The sequence below is a fragment of the Xenorhabdus sp. SGI 60 genome (assembly GCF_056632175.1).
Genome location: NZ_CP196860.1, coordinates 2,302,187 through 2,322,002, shown reverse-complemented (window position 1 = coordinate 2,322,002; position 19,816 = coordinate 2,302,187). Strand labels below are relative to the sequence as shown.

16 protein-coding genes and 2 pseudogenes are annotated in these 19,816 nt (G+C 40.3%); 8 read left to right on the top strand and 10 right to left on the bottom strand.

Translation table 11 applies throughout. From position 1 onward, the window contains the following. Positions 1-277: 277 nt before the first annotated feature. The gene (gene phoH, locus ACSJJG_RS10810) at positions 278-1,057 is read left to right on the top strand and encodes a phosphate starvation-inducible protein PhoH (RefSeq protein ID WP_189759743.1); all 780 of its coding nucleotides are present in this window, start codon (positions 278-280) and stop codon (positions 1,055-1,057) included. 548 nt (positions 1,058-1,605) lie between these two features. On the opposite strand, the gene ACSJJG_RS10805 is transcribed toward phoH, so the two are convergent. From ACSJJG_RS10805 to ACSJJG_RS10790, 4 genes are all read right to left on the bottom strand, one after another. After that, positions 1,606-2,202 (bottom strand): class I SAM-dependent methyltransferase, encoded by a 597-nt coding sequence (locus tag ACSJJG_RS10805; protein WP_189759755.1) that lies wholly within the window; start codon positions 2,200-2,202, stop codon positions 1,606-1,608. Positions 2,203-2,459: 257 nt separating this feature from the next. Further along, complete coding sequence (locus ACSJJG_RS10800) at positions 2,460-2,618, bottom strand: DUF2474 domain-containing protein (protein ID WP_481089359.1); 159 nt, start codon at positions 2,616-2,618, stop codon at positions 2,460-2,462. After that, positions 2,599-3,606 carry a cytochrome d ubiquinol oxidase subunit II gene (gene cydB, locus ACSJJG_RS10795; protein ID WP_481089358.1) on the bottom strand — a complete coding sequence of 336 codons (1,008 nt, stop codon included), beginning with the start codon at positions 3,604-3,606 and terminating at the stop codon, positions 2,599-2,601. The genes ACSJJG_RS10800 and cydB overlap by 20 nt, the downstream gene beginning before the upstream one ends. Next, positions 3,596-4,945: a cytochrome ubiquinol oxidase subunit I gene (locus ACSJJG_RS10790; RefSeq protein WP_481089357.1), complete on the bottom strand. Its 1,350-nt coding sequence runs from the start codon at positions 4,943-4,945 to the stop codon at positions 3,596-3,598. The genes cydB and ACSJJG_RS10790 overlap by 11 nt, the downstream gene beginning before the upstream one ends. 568 nt (positions 4,946-5,513) lie before the next feature. Here ACSJJG_RS10790 and ACSJJG_RS10785 point away from each other — a divergent pair. Together ACSJJG_RS10785 and ACSJJG_RS10780 are read left to right on the top strand one after the other, a co-directional pair. Continuing rightward, positions 5,514-6,704: a hypothetical protein gene (locus ACSJJG_RS10785; RefSeq protein ID WP_189759739.1), complete on the top strand. Its 1,191-nt coding sequence runs from the start codon at positions 5,514-5,516 to the stop codon at positions 6,702-6,704. Between the two features lie 25 nt (positions 6,705-6,729). Further along, entirely contained in the window at positions 6,730-7,128 is a 399-nt protein-coding gene (locus ACSJJG_RS10780) for a hypothetical protein (protein ID WP_189759738.1), read from the top strand. A 213-nt stretch (positions 7,129-7,341) separates the two neighbouring features. On the opposite strand, the pseudogene ACSJJG_RS10775 reads toward ACSJJG_RS10780, so the two are convergent. Beyond that, positions 7,342-7,477 (bottom strand): annotated as a pseudogene (locus ACSJJG_RS10775) (IS1 family transposase); the annotation flags it as partial. Continuing rightward, positions 7,476-7,624 (bottom strand): annotated as a pseudogene (locus ACSJJG_RS10770) (IS982 family transposase); the annotation flags it as partial. The pseudogenes ACSJJG_RS10770 and ACSJJG_RS10775, both read right to left, overlap by 2 nt. A 454-nt stretch (positions 7,625-8,078) precedes the next feature. On the opposite strand from ACSJJG_RS10770, the gene ACSJJG_RS10765 reads away from it, so the two are divergent. Beyond that, positions 8,079-9,176, top strand: coding sequence for a hypothetical protein (locus ACSJJG_RS10765; RefSeq protein WP_189759737.1), 1,098 nt, complete (start codon positions 8,079-8,081; stop codon positions 9,174-9,176). A 26-nt stretch (positions 9,177-9,202) separates the two neighbouring features. Continuing rightward, the gene (locus tag ACSJJG_RS10760) at positions 9,203-9,601 is read left to right on the top strand and encodes a hypothetical protein (RefSeq protein WP_189759736.1); all 399 of its coding nucleotides are present in this window, start codon (positions 9,203-9,205) and stop codon (positions 9,599-9,601) included. A 676-nt stretch (positions 9,602-10,277) separates the two neighbouring features. Here ACSJJG_RS10760 and ACSJJG_RS10755 read toward each other — a convergent pair. Beyond that, positions 10,278-11,243, bottom strand: coding sequence for a hypothetical protein (locus ACSJJG_RS10755; RefSeq protein ID WP_189759735.1), 966 nt, complete (start codon positions 11,241-11,243; stop codon positions 10,278-10,280). Positions 11,244-11,698: 455 nt separating this feature from the next. Then, a complete protein-coding gene (yegD, locus tag ACSJJG_RS10750; RefSeq protein WP_189759734.1) occupies positions 11,699-13,051 on the bottom strand; it encodes a molecular chaperone in 1,353 nt (450 codons plus the stop codon). 404 nt (positions 13,052-13,455) lie between these two features. Here yegD and ACSJJG_RS10745 point away from each other — a divergent pair, with 404 nt between their 5' ends. The 3 genes from ACSJJG_RS10745 to ACSJJG_RS10735 all read left to right on the top strand — a co-directional run bounded on the left by ACSJJG_RS10745 (position 13,456) and on the right by ACSJJG_RS10735 (position 16,583). Further along, the gene (locus tag ACSJJG_RS10745; protein WP_481089356.1) at positions 13,456-14,877 is read left to right on the top strand and encodes an aminotransferase-like domain-containing protein; all 1,422 of its coding nucleotides are present in this window, start codon (positions 13,456-13,458) and stop codon (positions 14,875-14,877) included. 126 nt (positions 14,878-15,003) lie between these two features. Further along, positions 15,004-15,573 (top strand): HutD/Ves family protein, encoded by a 570-nt coding sequence (locus ACSJJG_RS10740; protein ID WP_481089355.1) that lies wholly within the window; start codon positions 15,004-15,006, stop codon positions 15,571-15,573. A 254-nt stretch (positions 15,574-15,827) separates the two neighbouring features. Then, positions 15,828-16,583 carry an omptin family outer membrane protease gene (locus ACSJJG_RS10735; protein WP_481089354.1) on the top strand — a complete coding sequence of 252 codons (756 nt, stop codon included), beginning with the start codon at positions 15,828-15,830 and terminating at the stop codon, positions 16,581-16,583. 69 nt (positions 16,584-16,652) lie between these two features. Here the strand turns inward: ACSJJG_RS10735 and lhgO are convergent, their stop codons facing one another. After that, on the bottom strand, positions 16,653-17,843 hold the full coding sequence (gene lhgO, locus ACSJJG_RS10730; RefSeq protein ID WP_481089353.1) for an L-2-hydroxyglutarate oxidase: 1,191 nt from the start codon (positions 17,841-17,843) through the stop codon (positions 16,653-16,655). Next, entirely contained in the window at positions 17,836-19,806 is a 1,971-nt protein-coding gene (locus ACSJJG_RS10725) for a TRAP transporter permease (RefSeq protein WP_481089352.1), read from the bottom strand. Before ACSJJG_RS10725 ends, lhgO begins: the two co-directional genes overlap by 8 nt. Positions 19,807-19,816: the final 10 nt, after the last annotated feature.

The following is a 19,816-nucleotide window of genomic DNA, read 5'->3' as shown; positions in this document are numbered from 1 at the left end:
GAGCTTGTCATAAATAAAAAACTGTCATTATACTGACATCATAGTCCGTTAGATTACACCAAAGAAAACGGAAAGATGCGAGGAATGCTAATGACAGATACTAAAACTGCATTCTCGGTTAGGAGCCGGCGCTTAAGATCATGTCACTGATAAAAAGTGACGATCTTAGCGTCGGTTTTTTTATGGGCCTTTAATGAGCTTAAAAGGGAGCTCCTATCTATAAATAACATCGATGTTAAGACACCGTAAAGTGAGGCTAACAATAAGGTGTGCAACTATGGGTAGACAGAAAGCAGTGATGAAATCTCGCCGTGAAGTCAGAAGAATGTTAAAAAGGGAATCACGTTATCGGGATAACGATAATGTCACTTCACTGGTGCAGCTAGGAGGTGTGGAGGCTATCGGAATGGCGCGTGAAAGCAGGGATACTTCAGAAATTATGCCGCGCAGCGAAGTGCAGTATCGTTATATGCGGGCGATCAATAACAAGCAATTGATTATTGCTAATGGTGAGGCGGGTTGTGGCAAAACTTACGTTAGTGCCGTAATGGCGGCCGATGCCTTAATCAATAAAGAGGTTGATAAAATTATTGTGACGCGTCCGGTATTACAGGCAGAAGAAGATCTTGGTTTTCTGCCAGGAGATATGGCAGAGAAATTTGCCCCTTATTTCCGTCCGGTTTATGACGTGTTATTAAAACGTATGGGAACTTCATTTTTGCAATATTGTTTGCGTCCTGAAATTGGCAAAGTAGAAATTGCCCCTTTTGCCTATATGCGAGGAAGAACATTTGAAAATGCATTTGTGATCCTTGACGAAGCGCAAAATGTTACCGTTAATCAAATGAAAATGTTTTTAACGCGGTTAGGAGAAAATGTAACCGTGATTGTAAATGGTGATGTTAGCCAGTGTGATTTGCCAACAAATATCACATCAGGATTGGTGGATGCATTAAAGCGGTTTTCTGATGACGAAGCTATCAGTGTGATCCATTTCTCCCAACAAGATTGTATTCGCTCGAAATTATGTCAGAAAGCATTGATGGCTTATGGTTGATAACCAATAAATTCCAAATTGTGGCTTGCAAATCAATGTAATTGTTTATATCTCCCCGCGAAGCGGGGAGAAACAATGAGTTATGTTGTCTTATAATGAGCAACTTGAAAGGTAATGCGTATAAACGTTATTTGCTGATCGGGAACCCATTTTATTTTGCTGTTATTCAGCCTAATAATAGAAATGGCTCACTGAGGCCGAGGGGTTTTTTAGGTTCATCAGGCGCGGAACTCATCGTGGCGCGGGCATCCTTGCCCATAGAGACACAGGATAGATTTAAGCAAGCCCATCAAAGGTTAAAAATCAGTGTTGCAAAAATGGGGTGATCATAGTTTTCCTATTTTATAGCCATAAAATTTATCAAATAAGTTTCACATCTATACGGTGTTACCCTTGACCAGATACGTGACCGTATCAGATGCGGGACAGATTGTCATGGAAATGCTGCCTGAGTAATAAGTTATCAGCCGATAAGTACAGAAGAAGCCCATACAGCGATCTGAAGCGGGCATTTAACCCGCTTTTTCACACAGCCAGGAGGATGCCAATCAACTCGGTTTAAATGCGACTAAATCAATCAAAGCAGATATACCAGAATGACCTGTCCCTTCTTGGAGTTCAGTATCATATTCATCTAATTTGATTATGTTGAAATCCCCAAACATTTCTTCCAGTAACGCCCGTGTGTAACAATATTCAGGTTCCCTCGGCCCACCAGTTCCATATTCTATCTGCTCTGGTCTGTAACCCTGCATCAGTATCACCCCGCCTGGGCGCAGCGTCGTTTTCATTCCTTCGAAGATTCTCCTGCGCATAGCAGGTGGTGCGAACTGAATAAAAATGGCAACAACAATATCAAACTGTTCCGGAATCCAGCGCCAATTTTCTATGTCAGAGAGTTTGAAATTAACCGACACATCCTTAAGCGTAGCTAGTTTTTTCGCTTTGTTCAGACCTTCTGCGGACACATCGAAAGCCGTCACATTCAGCCCCTGCGAAGCGAGCCAGATGCTGTTTCGGCCTTCGCCATCCGCGACAGATAACACTGATTTCCCCGGTGATAGCAGGTGCTTACAAGAGGTAAGAAAGATGTTCGGTTCGGTACCGAAGATGTAATCAGAGCATGAATACCTTTCGTTCCACATCAGTAATTTAACCTTATATTTGAAAATTACTAACAAATAACCCCGCCTCAAGCAGCAAATGATTTAAGTTTATATGTCGCAAGCAACGGAGAATTCAACCCAAAGAGATTAAACACGATATCCGGTAGATTTGTTTTTTGTCATACCCCCCATATTTACCATAACGTCCGGTTAAAAAATTTATACTCCCCGCTATGCGGGGAGATATAAGACGCATCAATTCAGATACCGTCTCAGCCATTAAAAAAAGAGAGTTATCATTTGACTTTCATTCCCGCCATTGTCATTAGAGTACGAAATAACGTAGATACGGCGTATAAAGCCAATACACTGCAAAACCAAATTGCTACCATCCAGCTCAAGCGCTTCCATAATGATGGACGCTGTGGTACTGGTTTAATGGTAGCCTTGTTCATGGGTGATTTTTCCTCGGAAGACATAATAACTCCAAAAGGTATAAGTCAAAATTATCGGAATAATGAACAGGGCACCAACCAGCATAAAGCCCAATGATTGAGGAGGGGAGGCAGCTCCTTCATAGCTAATAGAGGGAGGGATAAGGTTCGGCCAAATGCTGATCCCCAATCCAGTAAAGCCCATGAAAATCAATAATAGTGCTGTCAAAAACGGGGTGTAATGGCTTGAGTTTGGGTTAGATTTCAATAGCTGCCAGCTTGACCACAGCACCAATAATGGTACGGGCATGAAGAAAAATAGATTCGGTAAACTGAACCAACGTTCAGCAATCGTTGGGTGAGCGAGTGGTGTCCAAATACTGATAATGGTAATAATGACCAGCATCAGCAATGTCAAAGGGCGCAGGACACGGTACATTTGTTGTTGCAGATGACCTTCTGTTTTCATCACTAGCCAGCCACATCCTAATAAGGCATAAGCGATGACGAGTCCAATTCCACAAAACAGAGGAAAAGGGGCCAGCCAATCAAAATAGCTGCCGATATAAACACGATTTTCGACAGGAAAACCGGTAATAACTGCGCCAACGACGACACCTTGCATAAAAGTGGCGAGAATTGAACCGACAATAAATGCCTTATCCCAGAGGTGTTGGTGCCTTGGCGTGGCTTTGAACCGAAATTCAAAGGCTACGCCACGAAATATCAGGCCTAATAACATAATGGTTAATGGAATTGCCAGTGCATCCAAAACGACTGCATAAGCCAGTGGAAACGCACCAAATAACCCGGCGCCGCCCAGCACCAGCCAGGTTTCATTGCCATCCCAGACGGGAGCAACAGAATTCATCATCAAATCACGATCGGATTGCGCTTTAATCACTGGATATAAGATACCGATGCCAAGATCAAAACCATCCATCACGATATACATCATGGTGCTAAATATAATGATCAGGAACCAAATGAGAGGAAGATCAATACCCATTTACTGACTCCTTATTGGGGGCTTGTGGAAGGCCTTTACGGATGAGTTTCATCATATAGGCGTAACCCACCCCGAAGACGGCGGCATAGACGACAAAGAAAATAAGCAAGCTGATGCTCATGTGGATTTCACCGTGTGCTGATACTGCATCTTTGGTGCGCATTAAGCCGTAGACGACCCACGGTTGACGGCCAATTTCTGTGGTGAACCAGCCCGCCAGAATTGCGATAAGGCCAGAAGGTGCCATCAAGAGCATAAAGCGGAGAAAGAGCGGGTTTTCATACAGGCGCTTTTTATGACGCAACCATAGCGCCCAAATGCCAGCAAAAATCATCAAAATCCCTAATCCCACCATAATGCGAAATGCCCAAAACACCATAAAAGTATTTGGGCGATCTTCTGGGGCAAATTCTTTTAGTGCTGGAACTTGTTTGTCCAGACTGTGTGTCAGAATCAGGCTGGCAAGATAGGGGATCTTGATTGCATAACGTGTCTCTTCCGCTTCCTGGTTGGGTATACCAAATAGAATCAATGGGGTAGCTTCACCAGGATGATTTTCCCAATGACCTTCCATGGCAGCGACTTTAGCCGGTTGATGTTTTAATGTATTCAACCCGTGCATATCGCCAATGATGGCTTGCAATGGGGCAATAATCAGGATCATCCACATCGCCATTGACAACATTTTTCTCATGGCGGATGAATCATTGCCTTTCAGCAAATGCCAGGCAGCAGAAGCCGCAATGAAAAATGCAGAGGCCAGGAATGCCGCTGTTCCCATATGCAGCAGACGATAGGGGAAAGAGGGATTGAAAATCACTGCGAACCAATCAACAGGAACAACCTGATTATCTATAATTTCATGGCCTTGTGGTGTCTGCATCCAGCTATTAGAGGCCAATATCCAGAATGTCGAAATAATCGTGCCGAGCGCCACCATACAGGTTGAGAAAAAATGTAGCTTTTCTCCGACCCGATGCCAGCCAAACAGCATAACGCCGAGGAATCCAGCCTCAAGGAAAAATGCGGTCAGCACCTCATAGACCAACAGCGGGCCGGTAATAGAGCCGGCAAAATCAGAAAAGAAACTCCAGTTGGTGCCAAACTGATAAGCCATCACCAAACCAGAAACCACGCCCATACCGAAATTAACCGCGAAAATTTTTGACCAGAAGTGATATAACGTTTTGTAGTCCGTATTACGTGTTTTAAGCCATAAACCTTCCAATACCGCCAGAAAGCTCGCCAAGCCTATCGTAATGGCAGGAAAGATAATGTGAAAAGAAACCGTAAATGCAAATTGTATCCTTGCGAGTTCAAGGGCATTCAACCCTAGCATAGTGACCTCTTATTGAAATCTTTGGATATATGGATAAACGAAGTTAGAAGATGCAGACAAGTAGAACACAAGGAATTGAGGTATAATAGTGACAATTTTTTGTATATTGACTATAACAGTTTTGAGTGAAGATCAGCCATATGATGTGTTGTGGGCAATGGATACTGTTTGAAAAACAGAACATACTTATCATAATATTACCATTAGTGGAGGAGGGTAGATGTAAATAAATGTTTTATTCATTAATAAAACTAGTAACTATACGCGTTACCTTTCAAGTTGCTCATTAGTAAGACAACATAACTCATTGTTTCTTGAAGTGAGATGGGTATAAATAGCGTTTCAAAATGATAGGAATTCCAACATCTGATACTCTCAGTATTATGAAAACCTATTTAGCTTTTAGAATTATAAATATCAATTATGTAGAAACTGATAAAACACCGTTGTGTTAGCTTTGTGTCAATCGAATATGGAGGCTGTAGAAAATGGTGTAACTTATTATAACATAAAATCTTTATGGGTTAGACCATGCATATAATGAATTTAATAAAGCTTGCGCTGAAAAATGATGGCAGCGGAAGATGAATATTTGCAATCCCAAGGTAAACTGCCAAATGTAAGAACATTATATTTCAAAAAATCAAAGGAAATTAAATATATGAAATTTTTTTTGAAACGATTACAGACGATATTTCTTCTAAGTTTTACACTGCCTGCTTCAGCGGTGCAAAGCTATGCCACATTTAATGAAAATGATCCAGTCAATAACCGTGTTGCATTTTTTATTAAACAAAACCAAATAAATATACAAAAACAACCTTCTTCTTATTCTGTTCCATATAATTATAATTGCGGAGAGCAGATAAATTATGGCGTATTTGATCCAAATGGCTCCTTTCGTTATCGAATACTAAAAAACGATGCTCAGATAGACTCAGCGGCTAACTCCCTTAATCCACTTATTTTGATGCGTTCTAATGCAATACAAGACTTACAAAATATTTATGAATACAGTAGTGATAATGATCCTTATGCCAATATTTTTATTGACAGGTACATGATGCGCTTATTTGATGATGAGCGAAGACCGATTCAAGCTATGGTTAATTATGGGCATGGTCATTCCACTCCGTTATCGCATAAAGAGGAAAGTTTGAGTAGTTTACAATGCAATAACTTTATTATTGCCTATCCCCTGGCAAAAAGTCTAGTTCCAATTACTAATATATTGCTAGCTGGCTCTGAGCCTAAGATAAAAAAATGCGAGGTCGAGTTAAATACAACAAAAACTTGGGCTTTAAGTTCATGGTATAGTATCTTTACTCGTAAGGATAATTGTCAGATTAATCTTAAGTTAATTTGTGATGGAAGTGAAAACGCGTGTTCCTCTTCTACGGGAGATTATTCCACAAGAAATAAATTTCAATTAATTATATATGATGATGAAAAAAATGATAAGCAAGAGTTTATTGAACGTGTTCAAAACACAGAAAAAATTAACGTACCTCACCGTTCGAGTAATCTAGAGTCAACCGATAATATGAAATTTGAAAATAAAGGCAGCGGCACGGCAAAAATTTCATATGTTACTTCTAGTTGTTACTCTGATACCGGCCCAAGTACATTTGAAATTAAACCAAACTTAGATCGTGCTTTTACCATAAAAACTAAAAACACGCTTAGTGTATCTTGGTGGAATTGTTATAACCAAGACAAAAAGATCAGTTGGAAAATTGAATATACTACATATGAATAAATACGTTAAAAAGAGGATAAATAAGATGAAAAAGTTTTCCATACTTGCTTTATTTTTAGGTTTAATGAGCAACGTAGCAGTTGCTACAACACCTGTAGATACTACAAATAATACACAACCTAAATTAAATATCGTTGATCCAATAAGTAATCTGAGTTCTGCACAAGACTGTTCTATCAACCAGGGTTATCTTATTTCTGTATCTGTAGGATATAATGATAATAAAAACTGGGCAGCTTATACAGTAAAAAATGTAAAAGGTGGCCAAGCTTGGTATTGGGGGGCTGATCATGTTGATACCCCGGCAGGGAAAGCTATCCTTGCAACGGCAATTTATGCTGCAGCTAGTGGACAAAAAGTTCTTATTCAATGTGACAGCAATAATTATATTAAATCTTTATGGGTTGGACCTGATGCTTATTAACTCATTTAGTTGCACATGTATTATGTAGAAAACAAATATTGATATTCAGAAAATGCACTCTTTGTGATAAGCCTTGCCGCCACTATGGCACATATATACCAATCTAACTTCAAGATGCATGTGATTTCTCCCTGCGACGCGGGGAGAAATCATGTTTCATATCGTGCTGTAAATTACAACTTGAAGTTTAATGCGTATAAAAATTCAGGGTAGTTAGATCACTTCGAAAAAGTCGTGTTCGACTTCAATCAATGTATCTATCACTTTGTCGTGCATCTCTTCTGATTTGGAATAGCCTATCGTTTTTCTGTTAAGGCCGTTTTAAACGGGAGTGAAGTATCAGGGGGGTGAAAGAGGATCAAAATCGTCATGATTTCACTGACCTTGCCTACGACGCCAGGCGGTATCCGTTATCAAGGCAAAACTGCTCCCATTGAGGGATGAAAAGACGACAAAAATCGTCGACATCGCAGAAAATTTCAACTAACTTGTTCATGGCCTGTTCCACCTCGGAGCTGTTTTTGGTGTGCACCAAAACTTGGCTCCCGGAACAGGCCTCACGTCAATTTCTTATCCAGAATTAATGAAATATCATATTACATATTATGAAAATTAACTATCACATAAGAGGTCAATATAAAAAATAGTTTAAAACTAGCAATTAGCTTTTATAACTATAAATATCACTTATGTGGAAACTGACAAAACACCGCTGTGTTAGTTTTGTTGCAATCGAATATGGAGGCGGCAGGAAATCGTGGAACTCATTACAACATAAAATCTTTATGGGTTAGACCAGACACATTGGTAATGTAGGGATGCATATCATGAATTTAACCAAGGCTTGCGCTGAAAAATGATAGTAGCGGAAGATGAATGTTTGCAATCCCAAAGTAAACTGCCAAATGTAAAAAACATTATATTTCAAAAAATAAAAGGAAATTAAATATATGAAATTTTTTTTGAGACGATCACAGGCGATATTTCTTATCAGTTTGACACTGTCTGCTTTGTCGGTGCAAAGCTACGCCACATTTAATGAAAGTGATCCAGTTAACAACCGTGTTGCATTTTTTATTCTACAAAACCATATAAATACACAAAGACAACCTTTTCCTTATTCTGCTCCATATAATTATAATTGTAGAGAGCAGATAAATTATGGCGTATTTGATCCAAATAGCTTCTCCCGTTATCAAATACTAAAAAACGATGCTCAGATGGACTCAGTGACTAACTCCCTTAATCCACCTATTTTTATGCGTTCTAATGCAATACAAGACTTACAAAATATTTATGAATACAGCAATGCTAATGATCCTTATGCCAATATCTTTGTTGACAGGTACATGATGCGCTTATCTGATGATGAGCAAACGCCGACTCTCGCTATGGCTAATTATAGGCGTGACAATTCTCCTCCATTATCGCATACAGAGAAAAATTCGAGTAACTTACAATGCAATGACTTTATTATTGTCTATCCCCTGGCAGAAAATCTAATTCCAATTATCAATATATTGCTCACTGACTCTAAACCTAAGATAAAAGAATGCGAGGTTGAATTAAAAACAACAAAGACTTGGACTTTCAGTTCATGGTATAGCACCTTTACTCGTAAAGATGGTTGTCAGATTAAGCTTAGGTTAATTTGTGATGGAAGTGAAAGCGCCTGTTCCCCTTCTGTTGGAGATTATTCCAAAAAAAATAAATTTCAATTAATTATATATGATGGTGAAAAAAATGATAAGCAAGAGTCTATTGAGCGTGTTCAAAATACAGAAAAAATTAACGTATCTCACCATTCGATCAATCTATTATCAATCAACAACATGAAGTTTGAAAATAAAGGTAGCGGAACTGCAAAAATTTCATATATTACTTCTAGTTGTTACTACGATACCGGCCCAGGCTCATTTGAAATTAAACCAAACTTAGATCGCTCTTTTACCATAAAAACTAAAAATACCATTAGTATATCTTGGTTAAATTGTTATAATCGAGACAAAATAATCAGTTGGAAAATTGAATATACTACATATGAATAAATACGTTAAAAAATAGGTTAAATAAGATGAAAATATTTTCTATACTTGCTTTGTTTTTGGGTGCAATTAGCAATATAGCAATTGCTATAACACCTAAAGATACTACAAATAATATACAACCTAAATCAAATATCGTTGACCCAGTAAGTAAGCTGGGTTCTGCACAAAACTGCTCTGTCAACCAGGGTTATCTTATTTCTTTATCTGTAGGATATGATGATAATACAAACTGGGCAACTTATACAATTAAAAATGAAAAAGGTGCCAAGGCTTGGTATTGGGGAGCTTATCAAGTTGATACCCCGATAGGGAAAGCCACCCTTGCAACGGCAATTTATGCCGCATCTAGTGGACAAAAAGTTGTTATTCAATGTGACTCCAATAATTATATTAAATCTTTGTGGGTTGGACCTGATGCTTACTAACTTATTTAGTTGCAAATTTATTATGTAGAAAACAGATGTTGACATTCAACAAATGCATACTTTGTAATGAGTTTTGTCGTCACTACGGAAGATATGATTGTTGAAATATTTAAGGTGCTAATGATTAAAGCAGATTTCATCATTTTACTTTTTAAATGTGTATAAATATTTATTTATTTTTCTATAGCAATCTTACTTCAAGATGAGTGTGATCTCTCCCCGCGAAGCGGGGAGAGATCAGGTTTCATATCGTGTTGTAAATTGCAACTTGAAGTTTAATGCGTATATATGAAAGGTTAAAACCGGCTTTAGTAGTCGGCCAGCGTTAACTGAGAAATTGTGTTGCACGAGAGGTGCAATGTGGATCAAATATGACAGCTCCAAGTTTTCAGTCCGTTAATAACTCACCCACCGACTTGAGTGGGTGGGTGAGTTATTTATGCTTGTATTAAAATTAAAAACCTTTCACAATTTTATTTAGGCTTGGGAATTTACTGGAAGTGGTATGCGATGGTTTCGCCACTGATCCCTAATCTAACGGGGAGTGCTGATCATTGATTTTTAGTCTTTATTTCTAACCGATAGTATCACGTTAATACATAGCATTAGATTTCAACACATAAACCTGTCATATCAAGCTGTTCTATGGGTATATTTCCGATTGAGAAAAACAAATTTAGTGAGGAATGGGGGGTGGATCATACCTACGAGTACAAGAAACCATGCCCTGGATCCAAAGCCTTTCGCCATCTGATAAATGGATCATATGTCTTGCAAGATGTTGATATTGCGGTTGATTATAAAGATAAAGCGCTTGCAAATACTCAAATTGAAAATTTTCCATAAGACCTGGCTGTGGCCTATCTTGTAAAGGTTCAAGAGAGGCAACACCCAGTTCATCATAAACATGCCATCTTTCTCTTGGTGGTGGATAATACTCAATTGCATCTCTGCTTGTTCTTGGATGAGAAAGCCCTACTGCATGTCCAAATTCATGGAGAATAAGTGTATAAGTGAGATTTTCTAGTAGAACTCTCCTATCGTTGGTTCCAAAGTTAGTCTCTAATTGTTGTAAATCTTCGTTAGTTATTTCATCACTTTCGCGAAGGTATATTCCAGCTGATGTAATAAAAGGATATCGTCTATTAAGTTCTCTTAATTCTCTATAACCTGCTTCATATGTCGTTGCCATAGATTCTGGCGTATGCAAAACATCGCTAAAATAAGAATTTGGAACTGTTCGTATAATAAAATTTGGAATGCCACCACCTGCTGGAAGTGGTGCTATAGTGAGTCCTTGATCCCTAAGAATTTCATTCCAATATGTTGCTGCTTCATCAACAAGAGGCTGTAAAAGAATATCTTCACTCCCACCACCTTCTATATTAAAACGAATTGTCATTTGTGGGTTTTCTATATAGTAACGCATAAAAGGTCCATAATTGTGGACTGCTGAATATGGCAGAGGTCTAATAGTGTGCAGTGTTTCATCTTCTATTAAGAAGCCAACATGATTATAAGCTGGATCAGATGGGTCAAAATGAGAAGGTCGAGGTTGAGCATGAACCTGAGTCGTTGTTGTAAATAAAATAAAACTTAATAAAGAAAATACTTTTAATGATTTGAAAAATTTTTTATACATATAGTTTCCCCTTTTATATTATGATCATGTAGTGTTGAAAATGCATTCTAAAGTAGAGTGTTCAACACGTTCCTCGTTTCAGGCTGAATTTATGGGGTTAAAAATGATATGTTTATAAAACACATCTTTATTTGGGGCAAAAGAAGATCGATTTATAATAGATGAAAGCTTTCGATTTCATGTCATTATGTTACGCTTCATTTTCTTATGACCATCTCACCATCACTTTACAGTCTGGCGCTGAATTAATATATTAATGGCAACAGGTTATATTGACTATTATTTTTCCCATAGGGCAATAAGGACAGCATAAAAATTTGGAGATGATGGTTATCATTGCCTTTGATGATTATAGACTATCTACTAGAAGCTACAATACGCTCCCTACTTTATAGAGTCAATTAATGTATATGCTAATAAAGCAGACTCAGTATCATTGAATCTGCTTATGCCTATTAAGCAAAACAAATTTTTGCCCAGCGTGCCAGGCCTGTCGTTACTGAACCGAAGTAATTCCCGCCAACCAACGGGATACTTGGCAATTTTTGTTCAACTTCCTGACGCAGAATAGGGGAGCTGGCTGAGCCTCCTGTCATAAATATCACATCTGGTTGGGTTCCACTTTGTGCCACGGCTTCACTCACCAATTTTGCCATTTTCTCTTTAGTGGATTCGATGGCCGCAATCATCTGATCACGCTGAATATTAACTTCAATAATCTCTGTTAATAAATTAAGTTTAACGCCATACTCAGACAGTTCTGAAAGCGCAATTTTGGCTTCCTCTGCGCTGCGAACCAGGCTGTATCCTAACGTCTCTTGGTGCACTTTCAATAAACGGGCGAGTTTTTCTGGCTCTTGGGCATCTCTGTGCAAGGATTTTAATGTCGTTAAATTCTGGCGAGAGTAGAATGCTTTTTGGGCCTGTATGTCATTGATGGCAATCGGGTTCCAGAATTGCGTCAGGGGCATATCAATACCTGAAGAGACTTTGCTGCCTAATCCAAAAGGGTGCATAAGTTGTTTAAAGGTGAGATTAATATCTAAATCATTTCCCCCGATGCGTTGACCTGTGTGCGCCAGTAAGCTGTCATTGCGCTCAGATAGGTTTTTCCAGCTTGGCCCCATTTGGATAACTGAGCAATCTGTGGTTCCGCCACCAATATCGACAACTAATACCGTTTTATCTTCTGTTAATGTGGCTTCATATTCCAAGCCCGCTGCCACGGGTTCAAATTGGAATTCAATGTTGCGGAAACCTGCCCGTTTGGCTGCATTAAGTAAGATTTCTTCAGCTTGTTGATTCGATTTATCACCACCACGCCCATGAAAATTGATTGGGCGCCCAATGACGACATCTGTGATAACTTGCTGTTTATTGGCTTCTACTTGTTGTTTGATATTCGCCATCATGGCACAAACCAGATCCTCAAAAAAACTGATTTGAGTATCTCTTAATCCCATTGCACCCAGAAAAGATTTTGGCGATTTAACGTAATAAACCTCTTGAGGATCTTCTAAATATTGAGCAAGTGCCTTTTGCCCAAAGACGATATCACCTGGCAAAAGTTCAATACCTTCCTCTCTGTTTGCCGTGATCGCGCTACGAAGTAATTGCTCACCTGTTTGATTACTGGGTTTGATGTTCCAGTGGCGAAACAAGTGCTCAGAAACAGACTCTCTGGTCGGTGCCGCCAGAGCTGAAGGCATGTAGAAGCTATCATTCTCAATAGCAATAAGCTGTGGTGTATCTCCGATCATTTCTGCTACTGCGCAATTTGATGTGCCATAGTCAAAACCGATGAACATAGGTTTCCTCATATTTAATCGTAGAAAATGTTAAAAAGGGCACAGATGCTATCCTAAATTAGTGCTGAATAATAGATAGGGCAATCATAAAGACTAAAATAATCCATTATCTTTCTTTTAGAATGTATTAAGGGAGAAGTATTGCATTAATAATAAATTTATTATTAACCGTATTGAAAAGATTATTAATTAATACACATTGTTTATACCTATCACCTTTCAAGATGCGCCTTAATATCGTGTTGTCAATTGCAACTTGAAGTTTAATGCGTATATGGGAATTATCTTTTTCAGGGCATTCATTCATTCTAATCATAGAGTGATTTCTGTTTCAGAAAACACCAGGTATAATACTGAGAATTTTGTATTCTATACCTATAACAGTTTAGACAAAGGCCAGGCGTATGACGCGTTACGAACAATTGGCTGGCGTGATCCGCCAACAAATAGAAGATGATATTTGGCAAGTAGGTGATAGATTGCCATCATTGCGGGAATCAGTGAAATCGTCGGGTTTGAGTTTGATGACGGTGCTACAAGCTTACCAGTTGCTGGAAAGCCAGGGTTGGATCGTGGCACGTCCACAATCAGGGTATTATGTTGCCACTCGGTTAAAACCCTTTGCGGCGGCAAAAGGGGGGAAGGGACTCAACTTAAGTGAAAATGTGGAGATCAGTGCGTCCATATTTGATGTACTACAGGCATGTAAAGATCCGCAAATTATTCCTTTCGGTTCGGCATTTCCCGATCCTTCTTTATTGGTCGAACCCAAATTATCAAAAATGCTGGCTTCAGTCGCTCGCCGTTTCGTGCCACACAGTTCGCTGGCAAATTTGCCGCCAGGCAATGAAAAGTTACGGCGTAATATTTCTCGTCGCTATGCTTCCCACGGTATCCATGTTTCTCCTGAGGAAATTGTGATTTCTGCCGGAGCAATGGAATCATTAAGTTTCAGTTTGCAATCTGTCACTTCGCCAGGGGATTGGGTGGTGATTGAATCGCCGGCTTTTTATGGCGCGTTGCAGGCGATAGAACGGTTACGATTGAAAGCTATTGCTATTAAGACAGATCCCCATACAGGCATTGATTTGGATACTTTGAAAGACGTTGTGCAGAAATATCCAATAAAAGCTTGCTGGCTGATGTCGCGTTTTCAAAACCCACTGTGCAGCACAATGCCCCCTGAAAATAAACAGCGATTGGTAGCGATTTTGAACCAAAACCAGATCGCCCTGATTGAAGATGATGTATATGGTGAATTGTATTTTGAGCAGGAACCACCGGCGCCAATCAAAGCATGGGATACCGAAAATAATTTCATGCACTGTTCATCATTTTCAAAATGTCTTGCGCCCGGTTATCGGGTAGGTTGGGTTGCAGCAGGCAAACATGCGAAGAAAATTCAGCAATTACAGATGATGAGTACGGTATCTGCCAGCACGCCAACCCAGTTGGCGATTGCAGACTATCTGGCGCAGGGAGGATATGACAATCATCTGCGTCGATTGAGGCGGCAGTTGGAGCAACGGCAAAATCGGATGTTATGGGCAATCAGTGAATACTTTCCCCAATCTGTGAAAGTAAACAGTGCACGTGGTGGTTATTTTCTCTGGCTGGAGTTTGAACCCCCTTTTAATGCCAACCGACTTTATCAACTGGCATTGGCAAAGAATATCAGTATCGCACCAGGTAGCATGTTTTCCACGAGTACCCAGTTTGATCATGCCTTTCGCTTGAATACTTCATTTGCCTGGAATGAAACACAGGCCTTGGCAATGAAAGAATTGGGGAATATGTGCCACATGCTCTTAAAAGAATGCGGGTAATCAATCACATTTCAACTATCTCAATATTGTCGTAAGGGAAATTATTTGCCAATGTTTCTGTTAACAAGTTGACACTGGTTATCTTTTAGTTCTGTAAACAAAATTTAAAAGCGGTGAGGGAGTGGCATGAAAATGAAATGTTTCGATTATGCAACATTACCAAGAGTGCAATGGTCTGGAGGGGAAGGCGAAACAAGGGATATTGTTTGCTGGCCTGTGTCTGATGATTTCGCCTGGAGAGCGTGTTTTTCGACTGTCCATCAAAGTGGGATATTAGGGCAATTCCCTGATATTGAATGCTCAGTCATTTTATTAAAAGGAAAGGGCGTCCGCTTGACCAGTCCGGGTTTTTTGGAACACGAATTGGTGAAAAAGATGACGCCATTTAATTTTTCAGGTGATATTTTGGTCCATGCGGAATTAATGGATGGTCCTGTTCAGTGTTTCAATATCATGACTCGCCGTTCATGTTGGACTTCTGAGATTTCAGTTATTTCTGATGAACGTTTACTGCCAACATCACACAGTGGTGTACTTTATGTTTTAAAAGGGCGTTGGGAAATGACAGGGGCGAATTGTGTCCAGCTTGCTTTTGGTCAAGGTGCATGGTGGTTACCGGATATACGAGAAGGGGTAATTAAACCATTGATTGCGGATAGCAAGCTTTTGTGGGTTGATTTACGCCCGATTGGGTGAATGGGATACTTATTGAAAATTAATACAATAAGCGGCCTGCTTTATAGCAGGTCGTTGAGTTTTATGTGATTAAATCCAATAATTTCAAATTTTAGTTAAAAAAACCTTACCTAATAAATGAAAAATAGCTAAAAGAGTATAATCTTAAACTATAGGCATACAACGATAAAAGTAATATACCCAAGATGAATCGCCATCAAGGTAACTGAAATGATGAAAACTTAAATTATACTCTGGTAAGGTTATTAATAATTATGAAAAAAATCTTGATAGCTACTCCATTATTGACTTTTTCTTTTGGGATTATGGCAGTGTCTGCTCCACCACAATTGGATTGGTACGATGGCAGTGTATCTTTTGCGCTTGGACTTGGTTGGCTAAAAGGAGAATCTAACGAACATCTCTATGGGGATCCCCAAGATCCAAAATACAAAAGCAGCCAATTGAATTGGAAAATGAGCGATACCAATGAATTTGATTTAAATGCCGCAGGTTGGTTGATTAAACAATCTAATTATAAATTGGGGGCGGTATTGGGTTATCAGGAAACGCGTTTCAGTTGGACGGCTTATGGCGATAATTATGTCTATGATAATGGTGCTAATATCGGAGAATTTCCTGCCGGCGCTGACTATAAACAAAAATATAGCCTGCCTTATATTGGATTAACCGGACAATACCGTTATCAGGATTTTGAATTTAACCTTTTACTAAAATATAGCTCGTGGGTAAAAGCCTGGGGCAACGACGAGCGCTATATGCGTCGTTTAACCCTCCCTCAGCGATCTGATAATGTGCGTTACTTTGGTGCCAGTATAGATGCCGGTTATTATTTAACTCAAAATACAAAGGTATATACGGCGTTTATCTGGAATAAATATCGCGAAGGTAAAGGTCAAGCGAGGCTCATCTACTATGATGCTGGCTACACCGAAGATTTAGGTGACAATGCTGTCGGAATTGAAAACCGAAACTACAGTATCGATCTTGGATTACAGTACCATTTTTAGTTTTCTTATCATTATTTCACTGACAGATACCGAAAAAACGGTAACTGTCAGTTTAAACCATACCAATCCTTACAGTTCAGTAAAATATCGCCTCACAATCTCCCTGCCAATCTCCATCGAAGCCGTGGCGGCCGGTGAGGGGGCATTACAGACATGCAGTGAACGACGGCCTTTCACAAAGTGAAAATCATCCACCAATTTACCATCGGCGGTGAGTGCTTGAGCGCGCACGCCGGCTGGCCCTGATGTGATATCCTCCGGCTGCAAATCAGGAATAAGCTGGCGGGCATTTTCAGTAAAAAGCTGGCGAGAAAAAGACCGTCGCATTTCTGCCATGCCTTCACAGAAATAACGTGTGGCGATATTCCAAAATCCTTTGTATGTCAGTACTTCTGCTAAATCCCGTAAATTGAAATCTGTTTTGCTATATCCCTCACGCTTAAATGCTAATACTGCATTCGGGCCAACATCGCGTTTGCCGTTATGCATCCGCGTAAAATGAACGCCGAGGAAAGGAAAATCAGGGTTAGGTACGGGGTAAATCAGATGATTAACCAGATAATTTTTACTGCTGTCCAGAACATAATACTCACCGCGGAAAGGAACGATCTTCATACCTGTCTTATAGCCTGCTAACCTGGCAATTCTGTCACTATGTAATCCGGCACAATTCACCAGCCATTTTGCTTGATAACGGGTTTGCTGAGTTTGTACTTCAACATAATCACTATATTCACGAATACCCTGGGTTTGCTGTTGATAATAAATATTGCCACCCCGGGTTTGAATGATTTCAGCCAGTTTAGCCGCAATTTCTGGGTAATTCACGATCCCAGCATCCGGCACCAATATTGCCTCAAGGCCGTTGACATAAGGTTCGCGATCTTTCAATTGGTCTTGCGAAAGCAGGCTGACTTCAAGGCCGTTTTTCAATCCTCGCTGGTAGATATTTTCCAGCAAGGGAAGCTCCTTGAGTTGGGTAGCGACAATCACTTTACCACAACGGTCGTAATATAATCCGTGCTGCTGACAGAATTCATATATCGTGCGGTTTCCTTGTTTCGCCAGTCGTGCTTTTAAACTGCCAGGTGTGTAATAAATGCCGGAGTGCACAACGTTACTATTATGGCCGCTCTGGTGTACAGCTACGCCATTTTCTTTATCTAATATCAGCAAGTGTAAGTGCGGATGCTGTTCCTGCAAGGCATTGGCGGTGCCAAGTCCGACCAATCCCGCACCAATAATAATCACGTCATACATTTTTAGAGGGTTCCTCATTATGTTTATTTTTTACACGTTCCAATTTATTGCGTAAGAAATGCAGGGTTCCTGCCACGATAATCACTACTGTTCCGGCCAGGTCTGTGAGCATTCCCGGTTTGATTAACAGGATCGCGGCAATAGCAAAGAGAATTCTTTCTAGCCAATGAGTTTTGTACATCCAGAAATTAGCGCTGGCAACAGAAAGCGAATAGATGCCAATCAGCGCAGTCAGGATCATATAACTAATGGATAGGACGTTTAAGTCATCACCCTGCATCAATAATGCCGGGTTGTACACCAAAATAAAGGGAATGATAAAACCGGGCAGAGCCAGATAGACCGCGTTCCATGAAGTCTGTATTGGATCAGCGCGAGCAATGCTGGCAGCCGTGTAACTGGCGAGTGCGACAGGTGGTGTGATATTGGAAAGTGCGCCAAACCAAAAAACAAAGAAGTGGGCAGCTAAGGGTAAAACACCTGCTTTGATTAATATAGGTGACACCGTCACGGCAACAACAATATACAAAGCGGTCGAAGGCAGCCCCATACTGAGAACGATACAAACTATCATGACAACCAACAGGATCATCCACAGGGTATTGTTGGTCAGGGATACGATATTGAAAGCGAGGGTCGATCCAATGCCTGTCATGGTGACAACACAGATAATAACGCCAATGGCCGCACAGGCGACAGTGACCTGAATGGCTCCCTGGGCAGCTTCATTCAGGGCCGCAGCGATTTTTTTTGGAGTCATGCGCACGGAAGTATCTGGTGTGATCCAACTTGCGATAATAATCGCAATAATACCGAGGAAACCAGCATAAATCGGTGTTTTTCCAGTCAATAAAGTCCCAATCACGATAAAGAGTGGTAGTAATAGTAGGCCACGGGATTTGAGTACCGTTTTGACTTGGGGAATATTTTCCTTGCTGATGCCTTTCAATCCTTGTTTCTTGGCTTCCAGATCAATGGCGATAATCAGGGCTGCGTAATAGAGCAGGGCTGGAACAATGGCGGCAATGACAATGGTGGTGTAAGAAATGCCCAAGAAACCTGCCATGATAAATGCGGCTGCTCCCATAATCGGTGGCATGATCATGCCGCCCGTTGATGCCGCCGCTTCGACAGCACCGGCAAAACGGGGAGACAGGCCGATGTTTTTCATCAGGGGAATGGTGAAAGTTCCGGTGGTGGCAACGTTGGCAACAGCACTGCCACTCAGTGAACCTGTCAGGGCAGAGGAGATGACCGCAACCTGGGCCGGGCCACCACGACGACGTCCGGCCATTGCCATTGCAAGATCATTGAACAATGCCGTCGCGCCGCTGACACTTAAGAATGCACCAAACAGGATAAAAACAATAATTGCCGTTGATGCCGTGGATAGGGTAATACCGAAAATCCCTTCGCTGGTCATAAATAAGCGGAATAGCAGACGCTCAAGTGAAAATCCGGCATGACCGAAGAGTCCCATGAAATAGTTGCCGAATAAAGCATAGATGATGGCAAAAAGGGATAAACCTGGTATGAAATAGCCTGTTGTACGTCTCGCTGCCTCAAATAATACAGCGATACCCATGACAGACATCACATAATCCGTGGTATTGGGAATGCTGTTGCGTACAACATGCAAGTCAATGTAAGTAAAATAAAAATAGCCATAGCTAATCAAGGTAAGCAGAATAAAAAAGTAATCCCAATAATTAAATTTGGCGGTTGAATAGCGTTGGGAAATTGGAAACAGAATAAAACCCAAAACCAGAATGCCAGCGAGAAATGTTGCATTGCGATAAAATTCCTGCGTATTGGATAACGCATTGGAATAGATAGCATAAAGGGAAATAGCGATAGCAAGTATCTTTGTGAGCTGCAAATAGAAACCACTTAATTGGCGGCTGCCTGATCCGGTTTCTTTATCCAGCTCCATCGTGGATGGTGTGACATTATCAGTGTTCATGCTGACTCCA